This window comes from Pseudomonas sp. HR1, assembly GCF_030175875.1.
Classification (GTDB): Bacteria; Pseudomonadota; Gammaproteobacteria; order Pseudomonadales; family Pseudomonadaceae; genus Chryseomonas; species Chryseomonas oryzihabitans.
Genome location: NZ_JASNRF010000004.1, coordinates 213270 through 227860, shown reverse-complemented (window position 1 = coordinate 227860; position 14591 = coordinate 213270). Strand labels below are relative to the sequence as shown.

At 67.9% G+C, this 14591-nt stretch carries 16 protein-coding genes; 9 read left to right on the top strand and 7 right to left on the bottom strand.

What is annotated here, in order from left to right; translation table 11 throughout:
- Positions 1–23: 23 nt before the first annotated feature.
- Positions 24–659, bottom strand: coding sequence for an alpha/beta hydrolase (locus QKY98_RS16335; protein WP_027598261.1), 636 nt, complete (start codon positions 657–659; stop codon positions 24–26).
- Between the two features lie 185 nt (positions 660–844).
- On the opposite strand from QKY98_RS16335, the gene QKY98_RS16330 reads away from it, so the two are divergent.
- The 5 genes from QKY98_RS16330 (at position 845) to QKY98_RS16310 (ending at position 4541) form a co-directional block, all read left to right on the top strand.
- Positions 845–1285: a Z-ring associated ZapG family protein gene (locus QKY98_RS16330; protein WP_007160614.1), complete on the top strand. Its 441-nt coding sequence runs from the start codon at positions 845–847 to the stop codon at positions 1283–1285.
- A gap of 131 nt (positions 1286–1416) precedes the next feature.
- Positions 1417–1779 (top strand): ArsC family reductase, encoded by a 363-nt coding sequence (locus QKY98_RS16325; RefSeq protein ID WP_042137937.1) that lies wholly within the window; start codon positions 1417–1419, stop codon positions 1777–1779.
- A 73-nt stretch (positions 1780–1852) separates the two neighbouring features.
- On the top strand, positions 1853–2887 hold the full coding sequence (dapD, locus tag QKY98_RS16320) for a 2,3,4,5-tetrahydropyridine-2,6-dicarboxylate N-succinyltransferase (protein WP_007160616.1): 1035 nt from the start codon (positions 1853–1855) through the stop codon (positions 2885–2887).
- Between the two features lie 50 nt (positions 2888–2937).
- A complete protein-coding gene (locus tag QKY98_RS16315; RefSeq protein ID WP_267400162.1) occupies positions 2938–4146 on the top strand; it encodes an aminotransferase class V-fold PLP-dependent enzyme in 1209 nt (402 codons plus the stop codon).
- On the top strand, positions 4143–4541 hold the full coding sequence (locus QKY98_RS16310; RefSeq protein WP_027598263.1) for a SufE family protein: 399 nt from the start codon (positions 4143–4145) through the stop codon (positions 4539–4541). The genes QKY98_RS16315 and QKY98_RS16310 overlap by 4 nt, the downstream gene beginning before the upstream one ends.
- On the opposite strand, the gene tadA is transcribed toward QKY98_RS16310, so the two are convergent.
- Positions 4538–5041 carry a tRNA adenosine(34) deaminase TadA gene (gene tadA, locus QKY98_RS16305; RefSeq protein WP_144948364.1) on the bottom strand — a complete coding sequence of 168 codons (504 nt, stop codon included), beginning with the start codon at positions 5039–5041 and terminating at the stop codon, positions 4538–4540. The genes QKY98_RS16310 and tadA overlap by 4 nt on opposite strands.
- Before the next feature lie 251 nt (positions 5042–5292).
- Between tadA and QKY98_RS16300 the strand changes: the two genes are divergently transcribed.
- Together QKY98_RS16300 and QKY98_RS16295 are read left to right on the top strand one after the other, a co-directional pair.
- Positions 5293–7515, top strand: a complete 2223-nt coding sequence (locus QKY98_RS16300) for an ATP-binding protein (protein WP_267400164.1) — start codon at positions 5293–5295, stop codon at positions 7513–7515.
- A 202-nt stretch (positions 7516–7717) separates the two neighbouring features.
- Positions 7718–8305: a LysE family translocator gene (locus tag QKY98_RS16295; protein ID WP_267400165.1), complete on the top strand. Its 588-nt coding sequence runs from the start codon at positions 7718–7720 to the stop codon at positions 8303–8305.
- On the opposite strand, the gene QKY98_RS16290 is transcribed toward QKY98_RS16295, so the two are convergent.
- The 5 genes from QKY98_RS16290 to QKY98_RS16270 all read right to left on the bottom strand — a co-directional run bounded on the left by QKY98_RS16290 (position 8291) and on the right by QKY98_RS16270 (position 12414).
- Complete coding sequence (locus tag QKY98_RS16290) at positions 8291–9118, bottom strand: AraC family transcriptional regulator (protein WP_027601548.1); 828 nt, start codon at positions 9116–9118, stop codon at positions 8291–8293. The genes QKY98_RS16295 and QKY98_RS16290 overlap by 15 nt on opposite strands.
- 69 nt (positions 9119–9187) lie before the next feature.
- Positions 9188–10069 carry an NAD(P)-dependent oxidoreductase gene (locus QKY98_RS16285; protein ID WP_284671261.1) on the bottom strand — a complete coding sequence of 294 codons (882 nt, stop codon included), beginning with the start codon at positions 10067–10069 and terminating at the stop codon, positions 9188–9190.
- A 310-nt stretch (positions 10070–10379) separates the two neighbouring features.
- A complete protein-coding gene (locus tag QKY98_RS16280) occupies positions 10380–11135 on the bottom strand; it encodes a molybdopterin-dependent oxidoreductase (RefSeq protein WP_007160624.1) in 756 nt (251 codons plus the stop codon).
- Entirely contained in the window at positions 11122–11748 is a 627-nt protein-coding gene (locus QKY98_RS16275) for a cytochrome b/b6 domain-containing protein (RefSeq protein WP_284671260.1), read from the bottom strand. Before QKY98_RS16275 ends, QKY98_RS16280 begins: the two co-directional genes overlap by 14 nt.
- Before the next feature lie 54 nt (positions 11749–11802).
- Positions 11803–12414, bottom strand: coding sequence for a hypothetical protein (locus QKY98_RS16270; RefSeq protein WP_007160626.1), 612 nt, complete (start codon positions 12412–12414; stop codon positions 11803–11805).
- Between the two features lie 120 nt (positions 12415–12534).
- On the opposite strand from QKY98_RS16270, the gene QKY98_RS16265 reads away from it, so the two are divergent.
- Positions 12535–13206, top strand: coding sequence for a heavy metal response regulator transcription factor (locus QKY98_RS16265; protein ID WP_284671259.1), 672 nt, complete (start codon positions 12535–12537; stop codon positions 13204–13206).
- Positions 13203–14585, top strand: coding sequence for a heavy metal sensor histidine kinase (locus QKY98_RS16260; protein ID WP_284671258.1), 1383 nt, complete (start codon positions 13203–13205; stop codon positions 14583–14585). Before QKY98_RS16265 ends, QKY98_RS16260 begins: the two co-directional genes overlap by 4 nt.
- Positions 14586–14591: the final 6 nt, after the last annotated feature.

Here is a 14591-nt window from a genome sequence, read left to right as displayed (position 1 = left end):
GAAATCCGAGAGACTAACGAGGGTCAGGCCTGCAGGCGGGGCAGGACCAGATCTTTGAGTTCGACGAGTTTGCCATGGAAGAAATGGCTGCAGTCGGCGACGCGGAGCAATTCGTGCGGCTGTTCGAGCGCCGCGGACCAGGCATAGACCCGCTCGGGGGTCACCACCTCGTCGGCCTCGGGCTGGATCACGGTGAGGCGCGCCCGCTGGGGCAGGCGGCCGTCGACCGCGAAACGCTCCACCGGCGGCGCCAGCATGAACAGCCGTTCCACCGCCACGCCCTCGCCTTCCAGGCGCCCGCCGAGGCAGGCGGCGACGCAGGAGCCGAAGGAGAAGCCGCAGAGGGTCAGGGGCAGGTCGGGATGGCGTTCACGCAACCAGGCCACGGCGGCCGCGGCATCGTCGATCTCGCCTTCGCCACCGGCATGCACGCCGGTGCTGGCACCAACGCCGCGAAAATTGAATCTGAGGGTGGCCTGGCCGGCATCCCGGGCGATGCGCTGCAGGGTGGCGACCACCTTGTTCTGCATGGCGCCGCCATGGAGCGGATGGGGATGACAGAGCAATACCGCGCCGGTGGGGGCATCCGGGCTCTGGTACAGCGCCTCCAGAGTGCCCGCGGGGCCCTCCAGCAGCAGGGGTTGTTCACGGGCTGACACGCTTGACTCCGTGATCCCGGACGAACAGTGCTCATCCAAGGAGTTGATTTTGATAGGGTCGATCCTGCGCGATGCCTGAGTGCGGGGTATGATGACGCCCAGCGAATGGCAGAAGACGCAACCCAGTGTACAGGCTCGCCGGTCTGCCGTTACCGTAAAGCAAAGCCGCTCATAGAGGAAGTTTCGTGGAACAGTCGCTCACTACCTGGTTGTTGCCCCTGGTCGCGCTGCTGATCGGGGTCGGGATAGGTTTTCTGCTGGCACGCCTGGTGCCGGGTGCCGCGCCGAGCCGGGTGCAGCGCCAGCTGGATGATCTGCAGAAGAAGTTCGACGACTACCAGCACGAGGTCACCAGCCACTTCAGCACCACCGCCGGCCTGGTGCGCAAGCTCACCCAGACCTACCAGGACATGCAGTCGCACCTGTCCGAAGGCGCCGAGCGCCTGGCCCAGGACGAACTGACCCGTCAGCACCTGCTGGCCTCGCTGCACAGCGCCGAGCAGCGTTACCCCTCCAGTCGCGAGCGCATCGACGGCCCGACCGAAGCGCCGCGGGACTACGCGCCCAAGGGTGACGGCACCCCCGGCACCCTCGACGAAACCTACGGCGTGAAAAGCCGCGGTTGATCGCCAAGGCCGGGGACTCCCCGGCCTTCTGCTTTCCGGCCTCCGCCCTCTGCACTCAGGGCGCGACGCCCGGCCCTTTTCCGGCCCGTCATGGCATAATCCGCGGTTGCAGTCTTTCGCAGGAGAACGCCATGCCCGCAGCGGCCAGTGGCCTGAGCCTCTACGGCATCAAGGCCTGTGACACCATGAAGAAGGCCCGCCTGTGGCTCGACGAGCACGGCCAGGCCTACCACTTCCATGACTACAAGCAGAGCGGCATCGACCGCGAGCGGCTGGCGGCCTGGTGCGCGGAGCATGGCTGGGACAAGGTGCTCAATCGCGCCGGCACCACCTTCCGCAAGCTCGACGACGCCCAGAAGGCCGACCTCGACACCGCCAGGGCCATCGACCTGATGCTGGCGCAGCCTTCGATGATCAAGCGACCCGTGCTCGATCTCGGCGACCGTACCCTGCTGGGCTTCAAGCCCGAGCTCTATGCCGCGGCCCTGAACTGATCCCGCGGCCACCGCCCCTACTACCGAACATCTCGCACCGACCGGATCGGTGCCTCTGCAAAGGAACAGTCTCATGTCGAATGCCCTCTTCAGTATCGCCTTCGGTGTCGGCACCCAGAATCGCCAGGACGCCTGGCTGGAAGTCTTCTATGCACAGCCCCTGCTGAATCCCCCGGCGGCGCTGGTCGAGGCGGTCGCGCCGCTGCTGGACTACCAGGGCGGCAACCAGGCCATCGCCTTCGCCCCGGCCCAGGCCCGCGGCCTGGCCGAAGCCCTCAAGGGCATCGATGCCGTGCAATCGGCGCTGCTGACCCGCCTGGCGGAAAGCACCAAGCCGCTGGTGGCCACCCTGCTGGCCGAAGACGCCGCGCCCGCCTCCACCCCCGAGGCCTACCTGAAGCTGCACCTGCTGTCCCATCGCCTGGTCAAACCCCACGGCCTGAACCTCAGCGGCATCTTCGCCCTGCTGCCCAACGTGGCCTGGACCAACCAGGGCGCCATCGACCTGGCCGAGCTGCCGGCCGAGCAGCTGGAAGCCCGTCTGCGCGGCAAGCTGCTGGAAGTCTTCTCGGTGGACAAATTCCCCAAGATGACCGACTACGTGGTGCCGGCCGGCGTGCGCATCGCCGATACCGCCCGCGTGCGCCTGGGTGCCTATGTGGGTGAAGGCACCACCGTGATGCACGAAGGCTTTGTCAACTTCAACGCCGGTACCGCCGGCCCCGGCATGATCGAAGGCCGCGTTTCCGCGGGCGTCTTCGTCGGCAAGGGCTCGGACCTGGGCGGCGGCTGCTCCACCATGGGCACCCTGTCTGGCGGCGGCAACATCATCATCAGCGTCGGCGAAGGCTGCCTGATCGGCGCCAACGCCGGCATTGGCATCCCGCTGGGCGATCGCTGCACCGTGGAATCCGGTCTCTATGTGACCGCGGGCACCAAGGTCGCCGTGCTGGATGACCAGAACCAGCTGGTACGGGTAGTCAAGGCGCGCGAGCTGGCCGGTCAGAGCGACCTGCTGCTGCGCCGCAATTCGGAAACCGGCGCGGTCGAGTGCAAGACCAACAAGACCGCCATCGAACTCAACGAAGCGCTGCACGCGCACAACTGAGTCCACAACCGGGCAGCCCGCCTCGCGCGGGCTACCCCGGAGCTGTCGCCATGTCGCTACCCTCCCCCTGGAGAGCCGAATTCCCGGCTTTCACCGCCTTCGCCGCCGACGGCATCACCTACCTCGACAGCGCCGCCACGGCGCAGAAGCCCCAGGTAGTGCTGGATGCCCTGCTGGCCAGCTACAGCCTGGGTGCGGCCAATGTGCACCGGGCCCAGCACTGGGCTGCCGAGCGCGCCACCGCCGCCTACGAAGGCGCCCGGGGGCGGATCGCCGCCTGGCTGGGCGCTGCCGCGCCGCCCGAGGTGGTGCTGACCCGCGGCGCGACCGAGGCGCTCAATCTGCTGGCCTATGGCCTGGAAGACGCCTTCGCAGCCGGGGACGAGATTCTCATCAGTGCCTTGGAGCACCACGCCAACCTGCTGCCCTGGCAGCAGCTGGCCCGGCGTCGCGGCCTCGAACTCAGGGTCATCCCGCTGACTCCGAGCGGTCATCTGGATCTGGCAGCCGCCGAGCGGTTGCTGGGGCCGCGCACCCGCGTGGTCGCGGTCAGCCAACTGTCCAACGTGCTCGGCACCTGGCAGCCGCTGGCGGAACTCGCGGCCCTGATCCGGGCACGCTCGCCGGCCTGGCTGGTGGTGGATGGCGCCCAGGGCGCGGTCCATGGGCGGCATCGCCCGGCCGACTTCGACGCCGATTTCTATGTGTTCTCCGGCCACAAGCTCTATGCCCCGGAGGCCATCGGCGTGCTCTGGGGCAAGGCCGAGTGCCTGGCGCAGCTCAAGCCCTGGCAATTCGGCGGCGAGATGGTGCAGCACACCACCTTCACCGACGCCCGCTTCCACGCCGCGCCCATGGGCTTCGAGGCGGGGACGCCGCCCATAGGCGCGGCCATCGCCCTGGGCGCGGCGGTCGACTGGCTGCAGGGCCAGGACGAGACGCTGATCCGCGGTCACGAGCAGGCCCTGAGCCTGAAGCTGCTGGCCGGGCTGGCTGCCCGCGACGGCGTGCGGGTGCTGGGTGAACCCCAGATCGCCCTGGCCAGCTTCCAGGTCGCGGGCGTGGACGTCGGCGATCTCTCCCATCTGCTGGGCGAACAGGGCATCGCGGTGCGCGCCGGTCAGCACTGCGCCATGCCGCTGTTCCAGACCCTGCAGACCCCCGGTGCGCTGCGGATTTCCCTGGGCCTGTACAACGATGCCGAGGACCTGCAGCGCTTTTTCACCGCCCTGGACAACGCCCTGGAGCTCTTGCGATGAATCTGCTTCCCGATGCGGCGGAAGCCCGCCGCGCCTTTGTCATCGCCAAGGGCTGGGAGGCGCGCTCGCGACTGCTGCTGCAGTGGGCCGAGCGCCTGCCGGCGGTGCTCGAGGAGCGTGACGAAGACCTGGTACAGGGCTGCGAGAGCCGGGTACGCCTGACCCATGAAGCCCAGGGCGAGCGTCATTTCTTTCGTGCCAGCAGCGAATCCCGGGTGCTCAAGGGCTTGCTCGCCGTGGTGCTGGTGCGCGCCAATGGCCTGACCCGCGAAGAGCTGGGCCGCCTCGACATTCACGGCTGGCTGGGCGAACTCGGCCTGGAACGGCAGTTGTCGCAATCGCGCAGCAACGGCCTGAATGCCGTGCTCACGCGGATGCGCGAACTGGCGGCCTAGCCTTCGCCGGCCGCGGGATTGCGCCGCGCGCGGAAGAAGTCGGTCAGCACCTGACCACAGGCCTCGGCCAGCACCCCACCCTCCACCAGCACCCGGTGGTTGAGGAAGTCCTGCTCGAAGAAGCGCCCGCGGCTCTGGGCCATGCCGGCGCGCGGCTCGCTGGCGCCATAGACCAGGCGCTGGATGCGACTGTGGACGATGAGGCCGGCGCACATGCTGCAGGGTTCGAGCGTCACATAGAGCGTCGCGCCAGGCAGCCGGTAGTTGGCCAGCCGCGCGGCGGCGTCGCGAATCGCCTGCATCTCGGCATGGGCGCTGGGATCGTGGGCACCGATGGGGCGATTGAAGCCGCGGCCGATGACCTCGCCGTCGAGCACCACCACGGCGCCGACCGGCACCTCGCCCTGGGCGGCGCCCTGTTCCGCCAGGGCCAGGGCTTCGCGCATGAACAGGTCATCCCGGCTGCGGTCGATGATGGGCAAGGGGCGGAAGCGGGCCATGACTGAACTCTGGACAAAGCGCCATGATACCGCCGTCAGCCCGCGAGACCAGTCGCGGGATCCGCCGCCAAAGATGAACCCTTCGGCAAAAAATGATCGCGATAATGGTTATCAGATAATGCCAATGCGAAAATGGTGCGGTGACTGCTGGCAGTGCGTGAACGGCATCACATTCACAGCCATTCGGTGCTAAAGCTTTAACAGGTCCGCCTCGTTGCGGTCCTATTCAAGAGTTCATCTGAGACAGTCGCATGATTGCTGCACCCTCCGGTCAGTCCCTGCAAAGCTGCGAAAGCGAGCCGATCCGCATTCCAGGCGCCATCCAGGCACACGGCTACCTTATCGCGTTCGATGAGGCGGAAGGGCTGATCAAGCATGCCAGCCGCAACCTCCCCGAGCTGTTCAGCAAGCCCCAGGTCGAGTTGCTGGATCGACCGCTGCAGCAGGTGCTGCCCCTCGAACTGTACGAACAGGTGCGGCAGGCGCTGACCCTGGAGCATCTGGAGGAGGCCAATCCGCTGAGCTGGACGCGTCCGGTCCGCGACATGGACGTGATCCTGCATCGCAATCATGGCCTGGTGTTCCTGGAATTCGAGCCGGACGACCATGGCGGTGTCGAACCCGCCGGGCTGGCCCGTGCCCTGGCCCGCCTGCAACAGGCCCGTACCCTGCCCGAGCTGTGCGAAGGCGCTGTGCGCGAGGTGCGCGCCCTGACCGGCTTCGATCGGGTGGTGGTCTATCGCTTCGATGATGGCGGCGATGGCCAGGTGGTGGCCGAGGATCGGGTCGACGACATCGACAGCTACCTGGGCATGCACTTTCCGGCGAGCGATATCCCCGCCCAGGCCCGGGCGCTCTATCACGAGAACTGGATCCGCAATATTCCCGACGCCCAGTACGAGGCGATCCCGCTGGTACCGGCCTTTCTCCATGGCACCGAGCGCGACCCCATCGATCTGACCCATGCGGTGCTGCGGAGCGTATCGCCCATCCACTGCCAGTACGTGCGCAACCAGGGTCTGCGCGCCTCCATGAGCGTGTCGCTGATCAGCGACGACAAGCTCTGGGGACTGATCAGCTGTGGCCACCGCGAACCCCTGTATCTGCCCTATCGCACGCGGATGGCCTGCCGCTCGGTCGGGGTGCTGGTATCGCTGATGATCCGCGCTCTGGAGAATCGCCAGGTGCAGCGTGAGATCGACGCCCGCGAGGCGCAGTTGGCAGCCCTGATCCAGGGCATGTGCGACAGCCGTGGCGAGGTGCTCAGCGGACTCTGCGAAAGACCCACCGACCTCCTGGAGCTGGTGGATGCCACCGGGGTCGCGGTGTTGGTGGAGGACGAGCTCTGCACCCTGGGAGAGTGCCCCGGCGCGGAGGACATTCGCGTCCTCGCCGCCTGGGTCACGGCCGAGATGGACACTTCGGGCATCTATGCGACTCGCTGCCTGGCCGACGAATTGCCCGACGCCCGCCGTTACAGCGCCAGCGCCAGTGGCGTGCTGGCCCTGACGTTGCCCAAGCCGGTGCGCAACCTGGTGCTCTGGTTCCGCCCCGAGATCGTTACCACGGTGGTCTGGAGCGGTAACCCGGCCAAGCTGGAAGCCACGGTGCCCATGCCGGGTCCAGGGCTCAACTATCCGCATCCGCGGCGTTCCTTCGATGCCTGGAAGGAGCTGGTACGGCTGCGTTCCGAACGCTGGCGCCAGGCCGATCTGTTCGCCGCCAAGGACCTGCGCCGCTCGGCCATCGAGCTGGATCTGGCACGCCAGGTCGAACGCGAGCGGCAGGCGGTGCGTCTACGCGACGAGATCGTGGCGGCGGTCTCCCATGACCTGCGCAGCCCCATCACCATCATCCTGATGAAGGTCGGAATGCTGCAGCGCCAGCTGGAAAAGCTGGCCCCGGGCGATGATCGCCTGCCCGGTTCGCTCGAGGTGATAGAGACCGCGGCCAATCGCATGAATGCCCTGATCAGCGACCTGCTGGACCTGTCCAAGATCGAATCGGATCGCCTGGCGCTGGATCTGAAGCCCGCGCGCCTGGCCGACGTCTGCGCGCAGCCCATCCTGCTGTCGCGCCCGCTGGCGGAGATCAAGAACATCAGTCTGGAATACGCGGCCGATCCGGAGCTCCAGGTCCTGGTGGAAGCCGAACGCATCTTCCAGGTACTGATGAATCTGCTGGGCAATGCCATCAAGTTCACCGCGCCGGGCGGTCTGGTACAGCTCAGCATGCGGCAGGTCGGCAACCTGGCGGAGATCAGCGTGACGGACAACGGTCGCGGCATGAACCAGGCGCAGCAGGCGCGGGTGTTCGAGCGGTTCTGGCATGTCCAGGAAGACAACCCTACCGGTCATGGGCTGGGGTTGTATATCGCCAAGGGCATCGTCGAAGCCCATGGCGGCGAGCTGAGCGTCACCAGCGCCCTGGGCGAAGGCAGTACCTTCCGCTTCACCCTGCCCATCGCGCCCTAGCGTACCCGGACGAGAGAAAAGAAAGCCCCGGTGGCCGACAGCGACGTTGAAACCACCGGGGGAGCGCTGGGCTCGCTGTAATGGACGTTAGCGAAACGCCGCGAATTCCCGCCTTTCGTCGGGCTGCAAGGGTCATTTTCTTCAATACCTCCAGAGGGCATCCCCGCTAGGTTCAGGTCTCCACAACTGTCGAGACCTCGCGATGACCCTGATCCTGTCCATGGCCGCCTTTGCCCTGGTGGCGTCCCTCTCTCCCGGCCCGGTCAATCTGGTGGGCTTCAACACCGGCCTCACCCACGGCTGGCGACCGGCCCTGTGGCATGTCGCCGGGGCCACCCTGGGCTTCGTCGTCCTGCTGCTGGCGGTCGGCCTCGGCCTGCACGAGGTGCTGGCCGCCTGGCCGGCACTGCTCTGGATCCTGCGCGTGGCGGGCGCCCTCTTCCTGCTGTACCTGGCCTGGAAACTGACACGGGCCTCGGGGGACCTGGGCAGCGGCGCAGTGGCGGCCTGCCCGGGCTTTCGCGACGGCGCCCTGCTGCAGTGGCTCAATCCCAAGGCCTGGCTCGCCGCTGCGGCCGGGGTGGCGCTGTTCGTGGGCGAGGATCGCGGCCGCCTGGCGCTGTTCGCCGGCCTCTACCTGGTGATCTGTTTCGCCTCCCTGGCCTGCTGGGCGGTGGCCGGTCAATGGCTGCGTGGCCGCGCCCTGACGCCAGGTCGCCTGCGCCTGCTCAATCGCGCCCTCGCCGCGTTGCTGGTGCTGTGCGCCGCTTCGCTGCTATGGGAGGGCTGACGCGGCGCGATACTGACCGGGGGTGGCCGCCACCAGGCGCTTGAAGGTGCGCTGCAGGTGGGCCTGGTCGGCGAAACCGGTGGCCAGGGCGACCTCGGCCAGCCCCTCGCCCTGACGCAGGCGCTGCCGCGCCAGGCGGATGCGCCGGTCGATCAGATAGGCATGGGGCGTCAGGCCAAAGCGCCGGCGAAAGCTGCGAATCAGCTGGGTGGGCGAGAGATCCGCCACCTGGCTGAGTTGGTCCAGGCTGACTCCTTCGCCGCAATGGGCATCGAGAAATTCGGCGGCGCGCCTCAGCCGGCGATCCTCGCGCACCGGCACCGCCGCGGCCGGGGTGCGACCCAGGCGGGCCAGCACGGCCTCGAAATACAGCAGCGCCTGGCTCTGGCGCTGCAGGGTGAGAGTGTCGGGATCCACCAGGCAGGCATGCAGGGCTTCCAGGCCGGCATAGAGCTGGCCGTCCCGCGACAGCTGCGCCGCCAGGGGCTGGAAGTCGTCGCGCCCCGGACGCTGCAGCTCGGCCAGCCAGCCGGCATCCACGTGCAGCATGCGATAGCGCCAGGCAGCCTCGCCCTGGGGATTGCAGGCATGGACGTCACCGGGATTCATCAGCACCAGGGTCCCCGCCCCCACCAATTCGCGGGTCCGACCGTTGTGATAGCGACTGCGCCCACCCAGCACGGTGCCGATGGAAAAGGTCTCGTGGGAATGCGGGGCATAGCAGAGCGCGCGGCCGTCCTGGATGGAACGGGCTTCGAGAAAGGGCAGCGCGGGATCGCGCCAGAACTGAGGGACGGCGCCGGTAGCGGTCATGCGGCAGGGATTCCGGGACGACGGACCGGAGCAGTCTAGACGTCGTCCCGGAAGGGGGAAAGTCAGGTGTCAGCGGGTGGCGGCGTCTTCGGCTTCCTCCAGCAGGACGTCGGCGGTGATCAGGTAGTCGGCGTCCGGATGGAGTTCGGCGCCCAGCGCCAGTTGCTGCGCCGCGGCGGCCAGGGTCGGGGCGCCCTGGTAGGTGGCGTTGAGTTCGGCCAGCAGGAGGCCCATGTCCTTGTGCATCAGCGCCGCCGGGAATTGCGGGGCGAAGTCGCCGTCGCGCAGCGCCGCCAGCTTGCGCTGGTGATGGGGCGAGAGCACCGCCAGGTCGCCGAACACCTCGAACAGCACCTCGGCATCCAGGCCGGCGCGGGTGGCATAGGCCAGCGCCTCGGCCAGGGCGGCGAGTCCGGCGCCCATCAGGCCGTTGATGGCCAGCTTGATGGCGGCGCCCTGTCCGGTCGGACCGACGTGGTGCACGGTCTTGCCCAGGGTCTCGAGGATGGGACGGGCGCGCTCCACCGCCTCGGGTTCGCCACCGGCCAGGACCACCAGTTGCGCCTTTTCCGCCTCGGGCGTGCTGCCGGACACCGGGGCCTCGACCACGGCGATACCCCGGGCGCGACCGGCCGCCTCCAGGCGCAGCGCCAGCGCCGGCGAGTTGGTGCTGGTGTTGATCAGCAGACGACCGCTCTCCAGCCGGGCGAGGACGCCGTCGGGGCCGAGCAGCACCTGTTCGAGGATGGCGTCGTTGGGCAGGGAGACGATTACCACCTCCGCCTGGGGCAAGAGGGTCGCCAGGGGCTCCATGGGCGTGCCGTGGCGCTCGCCGTCCTGCTGGTGCTCGGCATAGGCGCTGACCGCATAGCCGGCCTCGCGCAGGTTGGCGCCCATGCGCTGGGCCATGGCACCGAAGCCGGTGAAACCGATCGAGGGATGGGCGGACATGGCGAGACTCCTGGGTAAAGGATGGGTGGTATCTCGACTGCCCCCGACGACGGGGGTTCCGCCGGCTAGATCCCGCTCAACGTCTCGCGAGCTAGAGACAGACAAGGCGCAACGACCTGCGGGAGTAACAGGCGCAGCCTGGCCCGAAGGGTGAGCGCTAGCGAATCAAAGACCTGAGGAAGCGGATCGGACCCGCGCTCGGGTTTACGAGTGGTAAATGAGCATTGCGACGGGGCCGCCTAGGCCGGGCTGGCGACCCAGGGTCTTTTCAACGCAGTTTGGCCGACGCGCAGCAGACGTTGAGTGGGATCTAGATCCCGCTGAACCAGTTATAGCCCTGGTCCTCCCAATAGCCACCGGGATAGTCGTTGGTCACGAACAGCGCCTGGATGTGCTTGGGATTCTTGAAGCCGAGCTTGGTGGGTACCCGCAGGCGCAGCGGGTAGCCGTAGTCCGGCGGCAGGGCCACCTGGCCGAAGTCCAGCGCCAGCAGGGTCTGGGGATGCAGCGCCGAGGCCATGTCGATGCTGGAGTAGTAGCGATCGGCGCACTTGAAGCCGACGTACTTGGCCGTGGTGTCGGCACCGATGCGTTCGAGGAAGGTGCGCAGCGGCACCCCGCCCCACTGGCCGATGGCGCTCCAGCCTTCGATGCAGATGAAGCGGGTGATGTCGGCGCGCTGCGGCAGGCGGCGCAGGTCTTCCAGGGTCCAGGCCTGCTTGTGGGCGACCAGGCCGGAGACCTCCAGGCGATAGTCGCTCAGGTCCACTTCCGGAACGTTGTATTCGGGGTAGAAGGCGTTGAAGGGAAAGGGGTTGGTGATCTGGCTGGCGGCATAGGTCGGCGCCAGGCGCTCGCGGCCGAACAGCCAGGCCTGCACCCGGTCGTTGAAGCGCGACATGGACCAGAGCACCTTGTCGACGCTGTCGCCGTCCTGCAGGTTGCAGCCGCTGAGCATGGCCAGGGCGCCCACCGTCAGGCCCTGCTTGAGCAGCAGGCGTCGTTGCAGATTTTCCACCTGCCGCTGTTGCGCCGGTTCCAGGCGCAGCCGTTCACGCCGACTCATCGTCAACCTCCTCGTGCGCACGGCCGGTGATCATCGGCGGCAGGGTGCGGGGGACCAGGATGACCAGGGCCAGGTGCACGACGACGAAGGCGCCGATGCCGGCCATGGCGAAGAAATGCACGTATCGGGCGGTGTCGAAACCGCCCAGCAGCACGGCCAATCCCTGCAACTGCACGGGTTTCCAGATGGCCAGGCCCGAGAGCACCACCAGCACCCCGAGGGCGAGCACACCCCAGTAGAGCAGGCGCTGCACGGCGTTGTAGGTGCCCAGCTGGTGGCCAAGCCGCAGACGTGCGGCGGCGATGAAATCCCGGCCGATGGCGCGTGGCGACAGGGGCAGGAAATCGCACCGGAAGTGGCCGCTGAACAGGCCATAGAGCAGATAGACCAGGCCGTTCACCGCCAGCAGCCAGAACACCGCCAGGTGCCAGGCGATGGCGCCACCCAGCCAGCCGCCGAGGGTCGACCAGGCGGGAAAGGTGAAGGAGAACAGCGGCGAGGCGTTGTAGATCGCCCAGCCGCTCATGAACATGCAGGGCATCGCCAGGGCGTTGAGCCAGTGGGTGAGGCGCACCGGCCAGCGGTGCACCAGGCGCCGTCGCGAGGTGGTCATGGGGTTCCCCTCCACGGAAAGTTGGACGCGGTCGCCTGGCGACCGCGCTGGGGTTTACATGGGCGGGGTGAAACCGTCCTTGCCTACGGCCACGCCCTTGGCGTGCTTGCCGTCTTCGGCGGGGAACAGCACGACCTTGGCACCGGGCTTGAGCAGGCTGCGGTCGCCCTTCTCGACATAGGCGATGGGCACGTCTTCCGGCACCACCAGCTGCTTCTCGCCGCCCTTGTACTGCACGGTCAGGGTGCGGCCGTTGGCCTTCTTGAGTTCGCCCACGGTGCCGTTGGTCATGGTGCCGGTGCTGCCATCGGCATTTTCCCAGCCGTAGTGGCCTTCGCCGGAGCCGCGCAGGCTGGCCTCGAACACCGTCACCTCCAACGCCTTGAGGGTGCCGTCGGGCTGCGGTGTGGCAGCGGATCCGATGAAGCTGTTGGCCTCGATGCGATCCAGGTTGGCCTTGGATACGGCGCGGTAGCTGGTCTTGTCATCCAGCATCAGGGTCTGGTGGGCGCCATTGCGGGTGGTGAAGGCCAGGGTGTCGCCCTGGACGCTGTCCACCGTGCCGCGCATGGGCTTGACGGTGGGCATGGGCGCGGCCTGAGCCAGCAGGGCACTGCCGGCGAGCAGCAGGGCGAGGGAACCGCGGAGCAGAGTCTGGGTACGCATGGAGCCTCCTGGGATAGGGAATCGCCCCGCCACAGTGCGACGCGTGGGGGGTCAGCAAGATGACCGGCGAATGACAAAAATGTCACCCAGCGGAGCGACCGGAAGCCCTACCATTACGTCATGCACATTCTCCTCATCGAAGACGACCAGAAGACCGGCGAGTACCTGAAGAAGGGCCTCGGCGAATCCGGCTACGCGGTCGACTGGACCCAGCACGGCGCCGACGGCCTGCACCTGGCCCTGGACGGCCGTTACGACCTGATCATCCTCGACGTCATGCTGCCCGGCATCGACGGCTGGCAGATCATGGAGGTGCTGCGCAAGAAGCTCGACGTGCCGGTGCTCTTTCTCACCGCCCGCGATGGCCTGCAGGATCGCATCCGCGGCCTGGAGCTTGGCGCCGACGACTACCTGGTCAAGCCCTTCTCCTTCGTCGAGCTGCTGCTGCGCATCCGCACCCTGTTGCGGCGTGGCGTGGTGCGCGAGCCCGAGCATTTCCACCTCGCCGACCTGCAGCTGGACCTCCTGCGGCGACGAGTGAACCGTGGCGACGACCTCATCGTGCTGACCAACAAGGAATTCGCCCTGCTGCACCTGCTGCTGCGCCGCGAGGGCGAGGTGCTGTCGCGCACCCTGATCGCCGCCGAGGTCTGGGACATGAACTTCGACAGCGACACCAACGTGGTGGACGTGGCCATCAAGCGGCTGCGCGCCAAGGTCGACAACCCCTACCCGGTCAAGCTGATCCATACCGTGCGCGGCATCGGCTACGTCTGCGAGGTCCGCCCTTGAGCGCCCGCTCACCCTCGCTGATCCTGCGCGCCACCCTGGGGTTCGCCCTGGTGGCGCTGCTCGCCGTGGGCGGCGCGGGCGTCTTCCTCTACCACAGCCTGGAACGGACGGTGCTGGAGCGCGCGGACTATGCCCTGCTCGGTCGCCTGGCGCATTTTCGCAGCCTGCTCAGCGCCGATCTGTCACTGGAAACGCTGGAGCGCAGCCCACAGCTGTTCGCCAACATGCTGGGTAACGAGCAGGACGTCTTTCTCATCGGCGCGCCGGGCGCCAAGCCGGTGATCGCCTCCAATCCGCTGCAGATCGCCCTTCCCGAGCTGGCCGTCATCCCCCAGACCCGACGACCGACCCGGGCCGATCTGCGCGAAGGCCAGCTGGCCGACGGCACCCGCTGGCGCGCGGCGCGGGTCGCGGTGAACACCCCCGAAGGCCCGGTGGAGCTGACCGCCGCCCATGTGCTGCGCAACGAAGACACCACCCTGGCCGATTTCCGGCTGGGCCTGATCGGCGCGGTGACCCTGGCCTTCCTGTGTACCGCTGGCCTCGGCTATCTGCTGCTGCGACGCGGCCTGGCGCCGCTGCGGCGCATCGCCCGCCATGCCGGCGGCATCACCCCGACCCGCCTGGCCGCGCCCCTGGAGCTGGCCGATGCCCCGCGCGAGCTGCAACCGCTGGTGGAGAACTACAACGCCATGCTGGCGCGACTGGCCGACGGCTATGGCCGACTGGTGCAGTTTTCCGCCGACCTCGCCCACGAGATCCGCACGCCGATCAATGCCCTCATGGGCCATACCGAGGTCGCCCTGCGCCAGGTGCGCAGTGCCGAGGACTACCAGGCGCTGCTGGCGTCCAACCTGGAGGAGCTGGAGCGCATCTCGCGGCTGGTGGAAAGCATCCTCTTCCTCGCCCGCGCCGACGACGCCCAGGCGGTGCTGACCCCGCAGCCGTTGCAGCTGGACGAAGAGCTGGCGCGCATCGCCGACTATTTCGAAGGGCCGGCCGACGAGCGCGGCCTGCGCCTGGTGGTATCGGGCGGCGGCGAGGTTGTCGCCGATCCGCTGATGCTGCGCCGCGCCCTGAGCAACCTGGTGGCCAATGCCATCCGCTATGCCGAGCCGGACGGCGAGATCCTCCTGCAGGCGGACGGCGGGCGCATCCGCGTCAGCAATGCCGGGCCGGCGCTGGCACCGGAGCACCTGCGTCGGCTGTTCGACCGCTTCTACCGCGCCGATCCCTCGCGCCACCAGCCCCATGATTCCAACGGCCTGGGCCTGGCCATCGTCGCCGCCATCATGCGCCTGCACGGCGGCCGCGCCGAGGTCGAGCAGGATGAGCGGGGCATCCATTTCAGCCTGGTCTTCCCGACCCCGGCGGCCTGAAGCGCG